Genomic DNA, 16103 nt, shown 5'->3' with positions numbered 1-16103 from the left:
GTGCAGGTCAGGGGTTCGGGCCGAGATGGCTGCGGCGTTCTTCCGCGGTCATCTCGCGGGTACGGCGCGATCTGGCCAGTTCGAGCACCGTCTCGGCCGGGCCGCACACCTCGCAGGAGCGGGTCCGGACGAGGCTGAGCCCAAGACCGGTCGTCAGCGAGCGGCCGAGGAAGATCTGCGGGCTCAATCCCCTGACGATCCGCCTGCCGTCGGGGCTGAACGACGCGAGATTGCCGCTCGCGCCCCAGCCGGTCAACTCCAGCGGTTCGCCGCCGCCTGTCGCCCGCCAGAGCCGCAGGTGGCCCGCGGGTTCGTTGGTGACCAGCCAGGCGCCGTCAGGGCTGAACCGCACCTTTCGGACGGTGTTCTCGGCGCCGTGCAGCACGGCCACGGGCTCGCCCTGACCTTCGATGTCCCAGAGCCGGATGGCGCCGTCCGCGGCGGCGGCGGCCAGCCGCAGCCCGTCCGGGCTGAAGGCGAGGCCCGTGATGTCCTCCACATGGCCGCGAAGGATCTTCGGCTCGCTCTTGTCGGTCAGGTCCCAGACGACGACGGTGTGGTCGTCACGGGCATCGGCCAGCTTCCCGCCGTCCGGGCTGAGTGCCACGTCGCCGTCGGCGCGGCCCGTGGGCCGGGCCTGCCAGCCGGTGAGCGCCGTCAGCCCGCCGGACGGGGAGATCTGCCACACCTGCGGTTCGGTGTCGAAGGCGCCCGCCACGATCCGCTTTCCGTCGGCGCTGAACTCCAGGCCCAGCGGGAGGCCGCGGAAGGGCGCGGGTGCGGTGACCGGCGCGCCGGCGGTGGTGAGGTCCCACAGGCTCAGGGTCCCGGACCGGCCGACGCCCGCCATCCGCCGGCCGTCGGGGCTCAGCGCGACGCGGTAACCGGCATCGCGCGGGCCGTGCACCTCGGCGGAGGTCGTACCGCGCCATGTCTTGATGCGGACGTCCCGCGGGGTGATGAGTGAGTCCGGCCCCGCGCTGACCGCCACCGTGCTGGTGTCGGCGCTGAGCGCCACGGGCCTGCCCTGGCTCGGTGACGGGTCGCCCGCCGTGACGTCCCACGTCCGCAGGGCGCCGTCCGCGTCGACGCTGACCAATGACCTCCCATCGGGGGTGAACGCCGCTCCGAGCGGGTTCCCCTTCGGGCTGCGCAACACCAGCGGGTCGGCGTCGCTGCCCGTCGTCCAGACGCGGATCACGCCGTCGGCGCCGTAGGTCGCGATGCGATCCCCGTCCGCCGTGAACACCAGGCCGTTCAGCTTCGGGGCGTGGCCGGTCAGCTCGATCTGCGGGATCCAGTCGCCGGCCGGCTCCTCCGTCGCGTCCCAGACACGGGGAACGTCGCCTTCGACGGTCGCGACCCAGGGGCCGCCCGGGCTGACGGCCACCTGCTCCGGCTCGCCGCGCGCGGCCGTGCGCTGCGGGACGGGCCGGTCCCCGGTCATGTCCCACAGCCGCAGCGGCGACCCGTGGCCCCCGGTGGCCAGCAGCCGGCCGGTGGGGCTGAACGAGACGCTCATGACCGCGCGGCCGGGGACACTGAGCTTGACGGGCTCGGAGTCTCCCGGCTTCCAGATGCGCACGCCGTCCTTGTGCGCGCTCGCCACCGTGCCGTCCCGGCTGACGCTGACGCCGTGGACGCTGCCGTCAACGGTCCCCAGAACCACCGGCGGGCCGTCCGACTCCAGGTCCCACCGCACCAGTTCTCCTCCGGAGCCTCCGGTGACGAGCCGCCGGCCGTCCTGGCTGAACGCGGCGCTCAGGATGCCGTCCGTTTTGTCCGCCTGGAGCGCATGGCCGGCCCGGCGCGGCGCGGCGCCGTCCAGACTCCAGATCTCCAGGCTCGCCGGGCCCGCCCCGGCGCCCCAGATCGCGATCTTCCGGCCGTCCGGGGTGGCCGTCGCCCCTGCGACCCTGCGCAGGCCGGCCGGGGTGGAGCCGCGCAGCCGGGAGTCCGCGGTGGCCTGGCGGAGCACGAGGTCGGCCTCCGGAGTGGGCTCCGCCTCGTACGCCTCGATCGCCAGCAGCAACGCCAGCGCCGGGTCCTGCTGGAGCTGGCGGCGTGCTTCCGCGGCCAGCCGTACCGAGGTGGCGCGGTCGCGCTCGACGTCCCTGTTGGCCACCTGGACCAGGACGAGCGCGGCCAGCACGATGACCGCGGCGGCGGCGACCGGCAGCCCGCGGAAGGCGAGACGGGTCCGGCGGCGGGCCCGGTCGCGCTCGGCCGCGCTCGAGTGGCAGGCCGCCAGGAACGTGCGCTCCAGCTCGTTCAGCGGTACGAAGCTCGCCTCGCCGTCCCAGTGGGCGAGGCGGGTGCCGCGGTACAGGTAGTCCTCGCCGCGCCCGTTGCGGTCCCACTCGGCGGCGTCGGACGTGAGCCGCTGGTGCCGCAGCAGGATCTCGCGGTCGGCGGTGAGCCATTCCCGCAGCCGGGGCCAGCCGGTGAGGAGCGCTTCGTGCGCGATGTCGACCAGGTCCTGGTCCACGACGACGAGCCTGGCGGCGGCGAGCCTGTCGAGGACCGCGTCCAGTTCGCCGGCGGGTCCGATGCCGGCGAGCTCGTCCCGGTCGAGACCGCGGCGGGTGTCGGAGCCGCCCGAGCCCAGGGCGACGAGGCGCAGCAGCACGGCGCGGAGCAACTGCTGCTGGTCGGCTTCCAGGTCGGCGTACAGGTGCTCGGCGGTCCGCGCGATCGCGCCGGACACGCCGCCCACGGCCAGGTAGTCCGCCAGCTCCAGCGTGTCTCCCTGCTGCCTGCTCCACGTTTCGCGCAGCGCGTGCGCGACCATCGGGAGCGCCCCCTTCTGCTCGGCGGCCTCGGCCACCACGGTGACCACCAGATCCGGGTCCACGCTCAGTCCCGCCCGGGCGGCGGGTTCGGTGATGATGGCGCGCAGCTCCTGCTCGGACATGGGGCCGACCGGCAGGTGAACGCTGTCGAGGAGGGACGCGGCCAGGCCGGGATGCGACATGCAGCGCTCGTAGAAGTCGGTGCGGATCCCGATCACCAGCGCCGGGCCCTCCTGACCGCTGACGAGTTCGCTCAGCGCGTCGAGGAAGCCGGCGCGTTCCTGCTCGTCGGCGCAGAGCGTGAACGTCTCCTCGAACTGGTCGATGATCACCACGTCGGCGTCGTCGGCGTTGGGGGCGTCGGAGGCGTGCAACCGGGACAGGGGGTGCGCGCCCGGAGTGAGCAGCCTGACGGTGGTTCCGTCGGCGCTCAGCCGCGCGGCCAGCCCGGCCCGCAGCAACGAGGACTTGCCGCTGCCGGTCGCCCCGCGGACCACCGTCAGCGGTCCCTGCTTCACGGCCTTCAGCAGGACCTCGAGAAGGTCGTCCCGGCCGAAGAACAGGTCGGCGGCGTCGACGTCCAGCGGAAGCAGCCCGGGATAAGGGCAACGGCGCTGCGAGCGTTCGAGTTCGGCCGCGACCAGCTGCCACTTCCGCTCCCATTCGGCGGGGTCGCCACCGCAGGCGACGGCGTACGCCAGTGTCGCCTCAAGAGTGGGCAGCCGCGTCCCGGTGGCCGCCTCGGCGAGGGTGCTCCGCGAGAAATGCGCGCGCTCCGCGAGTACGCGGTAGCTCGGTCGACCGGCCTCGTCCCTGAGCCGGCGTAAATCCCAGGCGAGCCTTTCGACCGGACCGGCCAACGGATCTACCGGCTGCTCGGGCCGCCCCAATGTGCACTCACCTCTTGTTGTCCGGAGTCTTCGCCGCTTTGTCCGTGAACCCACGGAGGGCTATTTCGGACATCCCTGGGCCGCCTTAGACCTTAGATCTCCAGCGCAACAAGAGGGGGAAAATGATGAGATTTCACGTACTGGGATCCCTGCGCGACCGGCTCCAGGCCGAGGACAACGACCTTCCGGCCGTCAAGGCGGCCCTGTCAGCCGCGGTCGCGGCCGGCTCCGGGCCGGCCGAGAGGGGAGCGTTCCGCGATGCGGCGGACGACCAGGACGGAGACCTGGACGCCCCCGTCCAGTTCTTCGACGTCCACGGGCGGGGGCCGTCCGGGCGGCCCGGTCGTAGTCGTTGGGTGCCTCGGTCAAACGCCCGACGTGCCGATGGAGGGCAGCGCCCTCGAAACAGGCGCGTGACTCGCTCGGCTCAATGGTGACGACCGCCGTGTAGTCGCCCACAGCCTGCTCGTGGTTGCCGGACCGAGCCCGGGCAAGCGGCCTGGTGCATGAACATCCGGCGTCCACGGAGATGGCTCGGAAAACACGGGATCCCGTCCGATTCAGATGATCGGACGGGATCCCGTCAGCTGGAGGCCGTATCAAGAACGGCCCTCGGTGGGGTCGGAGGGCGTCAGGAGGTGGCGCCAGCGGTCGGCGGACTCGATCATGTCGAGGCTGACGCGTTCCAGGAACGCCGCCGTCTTGGCCAGCCGTTGCCCGACGGGGCCGTCGAGTCCGTGGGCCTCGGCCAGCGACATCGTGGCCCGTACCGTCTCAAGGGTCTGGTGCCTGCTGATCAGGACGGAGCGGTACCAGGCGTCGTCGTCGATCACGTAGATGTCACGCCGGCCCCGCGGATCGCGCTCGCGCCGCGCGTACCCCGCCTGGACCAGGTTGTTCACGGCCACGGAGACGGAGGCGGCGCTGACGTTCAGTCTGCGGGTCAGTTCGGCCGCGGTGCGCCTGCCGTCCTCGGACAGCGCCAGGTCGTGGTGCACGCGCGCGGCCGTCCTCGGCATCCCCGCCCTGACCGCCATCTCGATGATCTCCTGTTCCATCGCGGCGACCGGCGGTGTGGAGGCGGGCGGGGGCGCCGGTGTGCCGCGCCGTGCGCGCCGGAGCGTCGCTTGGTAGGCCTGCTGCGGCCGGTAGCCGGCGGGGCCGCCGTTGCGGGCGATCTCCCGGGTGATGGTCGAGGCCGGCCGGTCGAGCCGCCTGGCGATCTGGCGGTAGGAGAGTCCGTCGGCGAGTCCGGCCGCGATGCGCTGGCGATCCTGCTGGGTCAATCGTCCTCCTGGCATGCCGCCAGTGTTGCCTTAGCCGCCATTCATTGCAACATGGTGTTGCGTTTGAGAGCAGCGTCATTGCTCCAATTTATCGCCTTTTACCTGGGCAAGCGGTCTTCTGTGGATTGACGATGGTCTGAATGCAACGTAGCTTTCGAGCTGCACGAGACACGTACTATCGCGTAATGAGGAATGGTCATGGGTCAATCTCTCCACACCGTCCAGAGCAACAGGGTCTTCCGGCGCGCGGCGGTCACGGCGCTGGCGTCCGCGCTGCTGGCCGGGTCGCTCACACCCGCCGGGGCCGCTGCGGACAGCAGCGTGGCCGTGCCCAGGGCCGCCGCCGGGCAGGAACGCCCGGAGCTGCAGAAGGCCATCCAAGGGTTCGTCGATGCCGGTTTCCTCGGGGTGCAGGTGCGCGTGCACGACGAGCGGGGCGAGTGGGCCGGCAGCGCCGGGGCGCGCAAGCTGGGCAGCAGCGCGAAGCCGCCGGCGAACGGGCATTTCTGGGTGGGCAGCGTCACCAAGACCTTCCACGCGACTGTGGTGTTGCAGCTGGTGGCCAAGGGCAAGATCAAGCTGGATGACCCGGTGGCCGGCTACCTGCCCGAGTTCGGGCTGGACCGGCGGATCACGGTGCGGATGCTGCTGCAGCACACCAGCGGTCTGTTCAACTACACCGGCGACCGCGACTCCGCCGGGGCATGGGTTCCGGGGCTTCCCGCGACGGGCAAGGAGTGGCTGGACAACCGGTTCCGCTCCTACCGGCCGCAGGAGCTGGTGCGGTTCGCGTTGTCCAGGCCGGCGAACTTCGCGCCGGGGACGGACTGGAGCTACTCCAACACCAACTACACGCTGGCCAGACTGCTGATCGAGAAGGTCACCGGCCACTCGTTCGACGCGGAGCTGAAGCGGCGGATCGTGGGGCCGCTTGACCTGAAGGGCACCGTGGTGCCGGGCGATCGGACGCGGCTGCCCAGTCCGTACGCCCACGGCTACTTCCGCTATCAGGACGACGCGGGCCAGTGGAAGGTGGCCGACGTCTCCCGCCAGAACCTGTCCCTGGTGGCCGGCGCCGGTGACATGATCTCGACGACCCAGGATCTGCACACGTTCTTCTCCGCGCTGAACGGCGGCAGGCTCCTGCCCGCCGGGCTGCTGGCCGAGATGCGCGAGCCGCACGCGAAGAGCGACCCCCTCTACGGCCGCTACGGTCTCGGGGTGTTCGTGCAGGACCTCGGCCCGGCCTGCGGCACCGTTCTCAACCACAACGGCAACCCGCCGGGGGGCTACGCGGCGCTGATGTACAGCACGCCCGACGGCGGCAGGACCCTCACGGCCTCGCTGACCGCCGGCGACGCCGAATTCGACTTCACCACTTATCCGACATTGCTGGACGGGCTCGTCAGGGCGGCGTTCTGCGGCGGGCAGACCGGGGCAGCCGACACGGCCGGCTGAGCAGATCGAGCCGAGCACCGTGGGCCAGGGGATGCCTGCCACCGTCCGGGGCGTGTGGATCCACCGCGACCAGCGCCCGCGCCTGCACCGCGGTCAGCCCGAGTTCCGCGGCCGTCGTCATCCACCGGCCGGTGCGCAGTGCCGACACCTCTGCGATCAGCAGCCACGCTTCCTGGGCGGGGTCGGCCGGGGCATGCGTCAGCGGCAGGCCGGGCAGGCGACGTGACGGAGGCGTCAAGGGCAGGTCGCGCGGTATGGGGCGCCCGTAATGTAACGCGCCTACTCCGTCCTGCTCAGCGGAGCTCCGGCGCGTGCGCACACCGCCGCCGACACCGCGCCCGGCTCGACGAGTCGCTCGTGCAGCGTCCCCGCGGCGTCCAGCACCAGCACCTTCGAGCCGTCGGCGGCGAAGGCCAGGGCCTGCACGCCGTCCCGGTTGCCGTCGGCCAGCACACCCAGCGACGCCTTCCGCGCCAGGTCGAAGAGCTGCACCCGGCCGTCCCTGGTGCTCGCCGCGACGACGTCCTCGCGGGGCGACCTGACCGCGTTCCCGCCGATGGTGCCCCTGATCGCCTCCCCGGTCCGGCGGTGCGTGGCCACGTCGTAGACGGTCATGCGCCCGCCCGAGTCCATGACGGCGATCGAGCGGCCGTCCCGCGTGAAGACCGCGTCGGTCAGGGTGATGCCCTGGCCGGTGCCGCCGAACGACTCACCCACCGGCTTGCCCGAGGCGGCGGCGTAGAGCCGCTCGCCGCAGGATGGACACGCGCCGCCCATAGGACCACGCGCCCACGAGCAGCGCGCCCCCGAGCCCGCCGAAGGCGAACCCACCGAACAGGATCATCAATGTCACGTCCCCGCTGCCGGTGAAGGGTGCCGGTGGCGCGAACGGTGCGATCACTGGCAGACGGTGATCTTCCACGTCACGTACTGGCCGCTGGCCGCCTGGAGCCCCCTGCTCGCCCTGGTGACCCTGCACTACTACCGCCGCCGGCACGGCCACGCCCCAAGCGTGCCACGCCCGACCTCACCGACCCGCGGCGCGAGGTCCTCGGTGCGGAACGGCTGAGCTTCATGGCCGACTCCCACGGAGGGGTGCCCGCCACCGCCCATGCCCGGGGGTCTTTGGTCGCCCCACGTGCAACAACCGATCGCCGGTTCGCAACGTTCGCACGTCGCGGCGAGATCGGGACTGAGAAGAAGCTGGCCGCATGATGGCAAGAATGTCAACGGCGAGACCGTCGATCCGGCGGATGCTCGCCCTGGTCGCCGGCGCCTGCCTGACGATGACCGCGTGCGTCACCGAGGCCGCCGCGCGGCCACAAGCGGAGCCGCGGCCGCCGGTCGTGAAGCTGGACTCGGGCCGGATCCGGGGCACCGACGACGGCACGGTCAGGATGTACTCGGGGATCCGCTTCGCGCAGCCGCCGGTGGGGGAGTTGCGGTGGAAGGAGCCGGTGCGGGTCGTACCGTGGCGTGGGGTGGCCGACGCCACCAAGCCCGGCAGACCATGTACGCAACTGGAAAAGGGCAAGCAGGTCGGCGGGGAGGACTGCCTGTTCCTCGACGTCACCGCGCCGGCCAAGCCGTCGCGCGAGCGGCTGCCGGTGATGGTGTGGCTGCACGGGGGCGGCTTCCTCGACGGCTCAGGCAGCATGTACGGCGCCCGGCGGATGGCGGACCAGGGTGACGTGATCGTGGTGAGGCCCAACTACCGGCTCGGGGCGTTCGGCTACCTCGCGCTGCCGGGACTGCCGGGCTCGGGCACGTTCGGGATGGCCGACCAGCTCGAAGCGCTGAAATGGGTGCGGCGCAACGCCGCGGCCTTCGGCGGCGACCCGGGCAACGTGACGTTGTTCGGCCAGTCCGCCGGCGGGATCAGCACCTGCGCGCTGCTCACCTCCCCGGCCACGCGCGGCCTGGTCGACAAGGCCGTCATGCAGTCGGGGACATGCACGCTCAACTGGCCGGCCGGCATCTACATCCCGGTCCCGGACATGGGTCCGCTGAGCGTGTCCCCTTCGCTGAAGAGCAGCCAGGAGGCCGGCCTGACCGCGGCCGGGCAGCTCGGCTGTGCGGCGGGCAAGGAGCTGGATTGCCTGCGGGCCAAGCCGGTCTCCGAGCTGCTGAAGGTCAACGAGAGCTTCGGCAGCAACCTCGCCCATGGCACGCCGCTGCTGCCGCTGGAGCCGGGGCGGGCGCTGCGCACGGGTAAGTTCCTGCGGGTGCCGGTGATCATCGGCGCCACCAGGAGTGAGAGCACCGGCTACGTCGCCGGCGCCGCACAGGCCGGGTTCCCGGTGACCGCCGAGAACTATCCGCGGCTGATGAAGGACGCGTTCGGCGAGCAGGCCGGCAAGGTGCTGCGGGAATATCCGCTGACCGACTTCACCTCGCCCGGCCAGGCCTGGGCGACGGTGAGCAGCGACCGCGGCTGGTCCTGCCCGACCTTGGAGGGCGACGAGGCGATGGCCGCCCGCACCACGGTGTACGCCTACGAGTTCGCCGACGCCAAGGCCCCGAACCTCTTCGGCACCCCCTCCGACTTCCCGCTGGGCGCTCAGCACGCCAGCGACCTGCCGTACCTGTTCGACCTGGACGGCAAGCCCTGGGACGGGCTCACCTCCGCGCAGTGGCGGCTGGCCGGGCAGATGATCGGCTACTGGACGTCCTTCGCCCACACCGGGAAGCCCCGGGCCGCCGGCGCACCCGCCTGGCGTGCCTTCACACCGTCCGGTCAGGCGGCGCTCAGCCTGAAGCCCGCGGGGCAGGGCGGCATCGGCCCGGTCGACCTCGGCGATGAGCACCGGTGCGCCTTCTGGCGCGGGCTCGCGGGCTGACCAGGCGCCGGTGCCCGGCCCCGCGCGGGCCGGGCACCGGCGCGCTGTGTCAGACTTGGCGCACGTGATCAGGGTTCTGCTTGCCGACGACGACCCGATGGTCCGCCGGCATCTGAAGGCCATCCTCGGCTCCAGTACGGAGATCGAGGTGGCGGGCGAGGCGCGCGACGGAGCGGAAGCGGTCGAGGAGGTCCTGCGCCGGCGGCCGGACGTGGTTCTGATGGACCTGCGGATGCCCGGCGTGGACGGGATCACCGCGACGAAGGAGATCGTGGCGCTGGCCGCGCCGCCCGCGGTCGTCGCGCTGACGACGTTCGACTCCGACGAGGACGTGCTCGCCGCCCTGGCGGCGGGGGCCGCCGGATTCCTGGTGAAGGCCACCCCGGCCGAGGACCTGATCAACCTCGTCAAGGTGGCGGCCGACGGCAACGTGGTGATGTCGCCGAGCGCGGCACGAAGCCTGCTCGCGCAGTCGTCCCGAGGCGATGAACGGCGCGACACCGCGCGGGCACGGGTGGCCGAGCTGGCCGGGCGCGAACGCGAGGTGCTCACATGCCTCGGCGAGGGGCTCACCAACCCCGAGATCGCGCAGCGGCTGTTCCTGTCGGAGACGACCGTCCGCAGCTACGTCTCCCGCCTGCTGGCCAAGCTCGGCCTCACCCACCGCACCCAGGCCGCCCTGCTCGCCCACCAAGCAGGACTCCTCGACGAGCCCCGCTGAGCCCGACCCGCCTCCCGAGGTCCCCACCGTGCACGCACCGCGACGCTTCCCCCGGCCGGAACTCACCGCCGGCGACCGCAGAATCACGGTCATGGCCGCCTTCGGCGCGGCCGTGTTGTGCGCCGCCATCCAGATCGTCCTGCACCTGGCGGGCACCCACTCGCGCGGACCCGGATCGGCCGCCGAGCTTGCCGCGAACCTCCTGCTGGACGCGTCCCTGCCGCTGGTGGTCCGCTTCCCGCGCACGGTGGGAGCGCTGGCCGTCGCGGTCACGACGGCGCTCTCGCTCGGCGGCACGCTGGCGCCCGAGGTGATGGCGCCGCGGCTCGCGCCCGTGGCGGCCCCGCTCGTGGTGTCGTTCCTCGTCTTCGTGCTGCCCTGGCGGCAGGCGTTCGCCTTCGCCGCGGTCCTGGCGCTGCCCGCCGTCCCGATCTGGGCACCCTCATGGGGTTCGTTGTACGTGGCGCTGTCGGCCACCGCGCTCCCCGCCCTGGGCGTCCTGTACCTGAAAGTCAGAAGCGAGCTGGTACGGTCGCTGCGCGAGCGAGCCGAACTGGCCGACTCCGAGCGCGCCCTGCTGGCCGAGCGGGCCGAACGCGCCGAACGGCAACGCCTGGCGGCCGACCTGCACGACATCGTGACCCACCACGTCACCGAGATCGTCCTGCACGCCGACGCCCTGCGGGTCACCACGGCCGACTCCGACGCCCGTACCGCGGCGGAGCAGATCCGGCGGGCCGGCACGCGTACCCTCACCGAGCTGCGCGACCTCATGCGGGTCACGACCACAGGAGCCCGGCCGGTGCCCGCCGAGCGTCCCGATGACGACACCGGCGGCGACCTCGCGGCGCTGGCGGCCGCCGACCGCGCGGTCCTGAACGTCGAAGGCGATCCCGCCACGGTGCCCGCGGTCGTGGCCCGCGCCGTTTACCGGGTGGTGCAGGAGTCGCTGACCAACGCCCGCAAGCACGCCCCCGGCGCACCGGTCACCGTCACCGTCGTCTATCCCGGCGACCGGGCCGAGGTCGAGGTGCGTAACGCGCCGCCCCTGCGCGCCGCCGACCCGGCGCTGACCAGCGCCGGCACCGGGATGGGCCTGACCGGGCTGAAACGCCGGGTGACCCTGCTCGGCGGCACCTTCAACGCGGGAGACGACGGCCACGGCGGCTTCACGGTCGGCGCGAGCATTCCCGCCTCCACCGGAGCGCGGCGGTGACGCCGGGTCCGCCGGATGCCGGGCTGGAGCCTGGTCGGAGTGAGTCAGTCGTCGAGCGCCTGGTAGAGGGTGGTCCAGAAGTCGTTGATGGCGTTCGCGGAGTCGGGGGTGGACATGCCGACCTGGGTGAGCAGGATGCCGACGAGGTCGTTGGCGGGGTCGGCGTAGGTGGTGGTGCCGGATCCGCCGTCCCAGCCGAACTGGCCGATGGGCGCGTAGTCGCCGCGGTAGGTGCGCACCGCCATGCCGAAGCCCCAGCTGCCGTGCTGCCCGAGGCCGTAGCCCACGTGGACGTTGTCGCGGGCCCAGGTCTGCCGGGCGGCCTGCTGCGCGGGCTGGAGCTGGTTGGTGGTCATCAGCTCGACGGCGGGCCGGGACAGGATGCGCCGGCCGTCGTGCGTGCCGCCGTTGAGGAGCATGCGGAAGTAGGCGTGGTAGTCGTCGGCGGTGGAGTCGAGCCCGCCGCCGCTGGACGGGAACGCCGGGGGTCTGCTGTGGTGCCCGCCTTCGGCCGGGTCCTCGACGTTGAACGCGCCGGTCTGCCAGTCGGGGGCGTACAGCGGCGGGAACCGGTGGATCTTGTCGGCGGGCACGTGGAAGCCGGTGTCGGTCATGCCCAGCGGCTCGAAGACGCGCTCGCGCAGGAACGTCTCGAACGGCCGGCCGGTGACCCGGGCGACCAGCACGCCGAGCAGGTCGTCGCTGAGGTTGTACACCCACCGCTCGCCGGGCTGGTACATCAGCGGGAGCGTGCCCAGGCGGCGCATCCACTCATCCGGGTCCGCGCCCGGCAGCAGCCAGCCGTCCTCCTGGCCGTAGACCCCCCGCTCGAAGAGCGCCCCCATGATCGGGGAGGTCTTCGCCGCCAGGTCCAGTCCGAGACCGGTCGTGGAGGTCAGCAGGTCCCGTACGGTGATCGGCCGCCGCGCGGGCACGGTGTCGTCCAGCGGGCCGTCGGGCCGGTTGAGCACCTGACGGTCGGCCAGCTCGGGCAGCCACCGCTCCACCGCGTCGTCCAGCCGCAGCCGGCACTCATCCACCAGGACCATCGTCGCCGACGCGGCGACCGGCTTGGACGTCGAGGCCATCCGGAAGATCGTGTCCCTGCTCATCGGCTCGCCGCCGTCGTGGCGCATCGTGCCGATCGTCTCCACGTGCGTCTGCCCGCCCCGGCTGACCAGGGCGACCAGCCCGGGGATCTTCCGGGACTCGACATGCCGTGCCAGCACCTCACGCAGCCGGCGCAGCCCCGCGTCGGTGAAGCCCTTGCCGTCAATTCCCATCATGAATCTCCTTACAGACAGTTTCTGAAGCCATTCGTTCATGCATCGCTGAACATCTGCGACGGTACATTGCATTCATAAATGAGTCAACATAGATTGAAGGCAAACAAGCCTGTTCAAAGACGAAATTGCAATGAAAATGGCGCTGATTGCAATGGATGATCAAGGCTTGTGTTGCAATGAACTTCGAGTGATTGCATACTGTGCGACGGGAGGGCGGGCACCGGAGCCCGCGCGCGCCGGCAAATGGGAGACGAGCACCGATGCCCGGAGACAGACTCACCGACGAGGATCGACAGCACATCGCTGCGGGGCTGGCCGAGGGGCTCGGATACACCGAGATCGGCCGCCGTCTCGGACGGCCCGGCTCGACCATCATGCGGGAGGTCGCCCGCAACGGCGGCCCCGACGACTACCGGGCCCAGCGGGCGCAGGAGGCCACCCGGCAGCGTGCCCGCCGGCGCCGGCAGGCCAAGCCCGCGGCGCCGCCGATCGGCGACAGCAGCCACGGACGCGACCCCCAGGCGGTCCAGGACATCACCCAAACCTTCGCCACACTCCTGGAACAGCAGGGCATGCCCCGGATGGCGGCCAGGGTGCTGGCTTGCCTGCACGTCACCGACTCAGGTGTCCTCACCGCCGCCGACCTGGTCCAGCGGCTGCGCGTCAGCCCCGCGTCGATCTCGCAGACCGTCGCCCTCCTGGAACAGCAGGGACTCCTCAAACGGGAACGAACGCCCGGCGGGCGCCGCGAACGCTATGTCGTCGACGACGACCTCTGGGTCCGCTCCACCCTCGCGGCCCTGCAGATGAACGAGACCCTGGCCGAGGCATCGCAGCGCGCGGCGCAGGTCCTCGGGACAGCGACCCCGGCCGGCGCCCGCTTCGGCGACGCCGCCGAGTTCCTGCTCCTGGTGAACGCGAGCCTCGGACAGGTCATGGAGCAGTGGCAGCAAGACCAGGTCGCCCGCTGAGCCGTTGGCCGCGGATGCGCTGGGCCCAGCCGTGCCGAGCCGAGCACGCGGCGTACGTGAGCACGAGCGGTCCCAGCGCGCAGAGCAGCAGCATCGTCAGCTCCCTTGCAGGTCACGGCGCTGGAAGGCGGCGATGCCCGTCAGGGCGAGCGTCGCGGTCAGGGCGCAGAGCCACAGCAGCGGGCCCGCGTCCACCGGTCCGGTCAGGGGCTGGGGCACATGGGCGAAGGGAGACAGGTTGCGGATCCGGTCGTCCAGTCGCAGCAGTTCGCCGAGCTGGGCGAGCAGGGCGAAGGTGAGCAGCGCCGCCCAGGCGAGCGCGGTCAGCCTGGGCGCCAGCCCGAACAGCAGAATCGCGATCCCGGCCAAGGTCCACGTGGCGGGCACCTGGACGAGGGCCGCGCCCAGCAGCCGCCCGGCCTGCTTGACCGGTTCGCCGATCCGCAGGCCGTGCGCGAGTCCGGCGGCCAGTCCGCCCGCGGCGAGGATCGTGGCGCTGCCGGCCAGCGCCACGGCCAGGTGACTGGCCGCCCAGCGCCGGCGGGGCACGGCCGTGGCCAGCACGGGCTCGGCCCGCAGCGCCGACTCCTCGCCTTGCAGCCGCAACGTGGCCTGGACGGCGTAGCCGCCCGCGACCAGGCCGAGCAGCCCCATCTCGGCCGCCAGGAACGTGTCGGTCAGCATGCTCGGACCGCCGCCGATCAGTGACAGCAGTTCGGCCAGCCGGGGGTTGTCGCGTACGAGGTCGCCGACGCTGCGGGCCAGCACGCCGAACAGCGACCCCACGATCGCGAACGCCACACTCCACCCCACCAGGCTGCCCCGTTGCAGCCGCAGGCCCAGCGCGAACGGCCCGGCGAGGGAGGCGGCGGCCTCACGCGGCCCCGATCGCGGCGCGAGCAGCCCGGTGCCGAGGTCGCGCCTCCCGGACAGCAGGGCCGCCGCCCCGACCAGGGCCAGTCCGGTCACGGCGAACAGGACGAGCACCCACCAGCGCTCGCCGGCGAAGGCCCGTACGCGCTGCGCCCAGCCGAGCGGCGACAACCACGACAGCGGCTCGATCCGGGCCGCGTCACCGAGGGCGCGCAGCAGGAAGGCCGCGCCCAGCGTGGCGACCGCGATGGCGTTGGCGGTGCGGGCGTGCGCGGTCAGCTGGCCGGCGAACACCGCGACGCCGGTGAACGCCCACCCGGTCCCGGCCACCGCCAGGCCGAAGGCGAGCGCGCCCGCCACCGGCAGGCCCTGCCCGGCCAGCCCGATCGTGATCAGCGTGCCGATCAGCAGGTTCGCGCCCGCTGCGACGAGCACCGCCGAGGCGGGGATCGCCTGATGGCCGACCGGGCAGGCGCCGATGAGCTCGCTCCGGCCGGCCTCCTCCTCGGCGCGGGTGTGCCGGGTCACCACGAGGATGCTCATCAGCGCGGCCAGCACCGCGGCCATCGTGGTGGTGCGCCAGGCCGTCAGCCCGCCGACCGACGTGGAATCGAAGACCGGGCCGGTCAGTGCCTGAAGGGCGGGGGTGGAGCCGATGGTCACGCCGAGGGCGATGCGCTCGGCGGCCTGCGGGTACAGCTCGGCGATGGCCGAGGCACTGGCGGCGATGAGGACGGTGATGACGGCGATCCAGGCGGGCAGCAGGGCGCGGTCGCGGTGCAGCGCCAGCCGCAGCAGGGTCAGGGTGCCGGTCACGGCGCGACCTGGTAGTGACGCAGGAACAGCTCTTCGAGGGTGGCCGGACGGCAGGTCAGGTCGCGTACGCCGGCGTCGGTCAGCAGACGCAGGACGTTCTGGAGCTGGTCGGTGTCGATCTGGAAGCTGATGCGGGCGCCGTCGATGGCCAGGTCGTGCACGCCCGTCAGCCCTTCCAAGACCCGGCCGCCGGGGATCCGGTCCAGTTCGGCGGTGATGGAGGTGCGGGTCAGGTGGCGCAGCCGGGCCAGCGTGCCCGTCTCGACCGCGCGGCCGTCCCGGATGATGGTGACCTGGTCGCACAGGGCCTCGACCTCGGACAGCAGATGGCTGGACAGCAGGACCGTGCGGCCCTTGGCGCGTTCCTCGGCGATGGTCAGGCGGAAGGCCGCCTCCATGAGCGGGTCCAGGCCGGAGGTCGGCTCGTCGAGCAGCAGCAGTTCGACGTCGGATGACAGGGCGGCGATCAGGGCCACCTTCTGGCGGTTGCCCTTGGAGTAGGCGCGGCCCTTGCGGGTGGGGTCGAGGTCGAAGCGGTCCAGCAGGGCGGCCCTGCGGCGCGGGTCGAGGCCGCCGCGCAACCGTCCGAGCAGGTCGATGGCCTCGCCGCCGGACAACGTGGGCCACAGGACGACATCGCCCGGCACGTACGCCAGCCGCCGGTGCAGCTCGACCGCGTCCCGCCACGGGTCGCCGCCGAGCAGTTCGGCGTGCCCGGCGTCGGCGCGCAGCAGCCCGAGCAGGATGCGCAACGTGGTGGTCTTGCCCGAGCCGTTCGGGCCGAGGAAGCCGTGCACCTCGCCGGTGCGTACGGTCAGGTCGAGCCCGTCCAGCGCACGGACCTTGCCGTAACGCTTGGTCAGGCCACTGATGAGGACGGCAGGACTGCTCGCCATGGAGCGCCTCCTGAAGCCGGAAACCGATATGACGTTGCCGACCAGACTTCCCGGCGCT

The 16103-nt window shown here is 72.2% G+C and carries 12 protein-coding genes; 6 read left to right on the top strand and 6 right to left on the bottom strand.

The genetic code is table 11. The features are described 5' to 3' along the window. Positions 1 to 7: 7 nt before the first annotated feature. A complete protein-coding gene (locus AB0I81_RS01005; RefSeq protein ID WP_360647746.1) occupies positions 8 to 3652 on the bottom strand; it encodes a hypothetical protein in 3645 nt (1214 codons plus the stop codon). 629 nt (positions 3653 to 4281) lie between these two features. After that, positions 4282 to 4968: a helix-turn-helix domain-containing protein gene (locus AB0I81_RS01000; protein ID WP_360647743.1), complete on the bottom strand. Its 687-nt coding sequence runs from the start codon at positions 4966 to 4968 to the stop codon at positions 4282 to 4284. A 198-nt stretch (positions 4969 to 5166) separates the two neighbouring features. Between AB0I81_RS01000 and AB0I81_RS00995 the strand changes: the two genes are divergently transcribed. After that, positions 5167 to 6426, top strand: a complete 1260-nt coding sequence (locus AB0I81_RS00995) for a serine hydrolase domain-containing protein (protein ID WP_360647740.1) — start codon at positions 5167 to 5169, stop codon at positions 6424 to 6426. A gap of 279 nt (positions 6427 to 6705) precedes the next feature. Here AB0I81_RS00995 and AB0I81_RS00990 read toward each other — a convergent pair whose 3' ends face one another. Next, positions 6706 to 7257 carry a WD40 repeat domain-containing protein gene (locus tag AB0I81_RS00990; RefSeq protein WP_360647737.1) on the bottom strand — a complete coding sequence of 184 codons (552 nt, stop codon included), beginning with the start codon at positions 7255 to 7257 and terminating at the stop codon, positions 6706 to 6708. Positions 7258 to 7336: 79 nt separating this feature from the next. On the opposite strand from AB0I81_RS00990, the gene AB0I81_RS00985 reads away from it, so the two are divergent. From AB0I81_RS00985 to AB0I81_RS00970, 4 genes are all read left to right on the top strand, one after another. Further along, positions 7337 to 7495, top strand: a complete 159-nt coding sequence (locus AB0I81_RS00985; protein WP_360647734.1) for a hypothetical protein — start codon at positions 7337 to 7339, stop codon at positions 7493 to 7495. 154 nt (positions 7496 to 7649) lie between these two features. Further along, positions 7650 to 9266, top strand: coding sequence for a carboxylesterase family protein (locus tag AB0I81_RS00980; protein WP_360647731.1), 1617 nt, complete (start codon positions 7650 to 7652; stop codon positions 9264 to 9266). Between the two features lie 64 nt (positions 9267 to 9330). Beyond that, positions 9331 to 9987, top strand: coding sequence for a response regulator transcription factor (locus tag AB0I81_RS00975; RefSeq protein WP_360647728.1), 657 nt, complete (start codon positions 9331 to 9333; stop codon positions 9985 to 9987). A gap of 28 nt (positions 9988 to 10015) precedes the next feature. After that, positions 10016 to 11203, top strand: a complete 1188-nt coding sequence (locus AB0I81_RS00970) for an ATP-binding protein (RefSeq protein WP_360647725.1) — start codon at positions 10016 to 10018, stop codon at positions 11201 to 11203. A 44-nt stretch (positions 11204 to 11247) separates the two neighbouring features. On the opposite strand, the gene AB0I81_RS00965 is transcribed toward AB0I81_RS00970, so the two are convergent. Next, entirely contained in the window at positions 11248 to 12489 is a 1242-nt protein-coding gene (locus AB0I81_RS00965) for a serine hydrolase domain-containing protein (RefSeq protein ID WP_360647722.1), read from the bottom strand. Between the two features lie 260 nt (positions 12490 to 12749). Between AB0I81_RS00965 and AB0I81_RS00960 the strand changes: the two genes are divergently transcribed. After that, positions 12750 to 13460, top strand: coding sequence for a MarR family transcriptional regulator (locus tag AB0I81_RS00960; RefSeq protein WP_360647719.1), 711 nt, complete (start codon positions 12750 to 12752; stop codon positions 13458 to 13460). 96 nt (positions 13461 to 13556) lie between these two features. Here the strand turns inward: AB0I81_RS00960 and AB0I81_RS00955 are convergent, their stop codons facing one another. Together AB0I81_RS00955 and AB0I81_RS00950 are read right to left on the bottom strand one after the other, a co-directional pair. Next, entirely contained in the window at positions 13557 to 15149 is a 1593-nt protein-coding gene (locus AB0I81_RS00955; RefSeq protein WP_360647716.1) for an ABC transporter permease, read from the bottom strand. Beyond that, positions 15146 to 16045, bottom strand: coding sequence for an ABC transporter ATP-binding protein (locus tag AB0I81_RS00950; RefSeq protein ID WP_360647713.1), 900 nt, complete (start codon positions 16043 to 16045; stop codon positions 15146 to 15148). The genes AB0I81_RS00955 and AB0I81_RS00950 overlap by 4 nt, the downstream gene beginning before the upstream one ends. Positions 16046 to 16103: the final 58 nt, after the last annotated feature.

The sequence above is a fragment of the Nonomuraea sp. NPDC050404 genome, from assembly GCF_040655495.1.
Classification (GTDB): Bacteria; Actinomycetota; Actinomycetes; order Streptosporangiales; family Streptosporangiaceae; genus Nonomuraea.
The sequence above is the reverse complement of the archived record's forward strand: the minus strand, read 5'-3'. Positions and strand labels throughout refer to the sequence as shown.

Excerpts from the sequence above, each read along its gene's own strand:
- AB0I81_RS00995 (WP_360647740.1), top strand. The coding sequence starts at position 5,167 with ATGGGTCAATCTCTCCACACCGTCCAGAGCAACAGGGTCTTCCGGCGC.
- AB0I81_RS00980 (WP_360647731.1), top strand. The coding sequence starts at position 7,650 with ATGTCAACGGCGAGACCGTCGATCCGGCGGATGCTCGCCCTGGTCGCC.
- AB0I81_RS00965 (WP_360647722.1), bottom strand. The coding sequence starts at position 12,489 with ATGATGGGAATTGACGGCAAGGGCTTCACCGACGCGGGGCTGCGCCGG.
- AB0I81_RS00960 (WP_360647719.1), top strand. The coding sequence starts at position 12,750 with ATGCCCGGAGACAGACTCACCGACGAGGATCGACAGCACATCGCTGCG.
- AB0I81_RS00950 (WP_360647713.1), bottom strand. The coding sequence starts at position 16,045 with ATGGCGAGCAGTCCTGCCGTCCTCATCAGTGGCCTGACCAAGCGTTAC.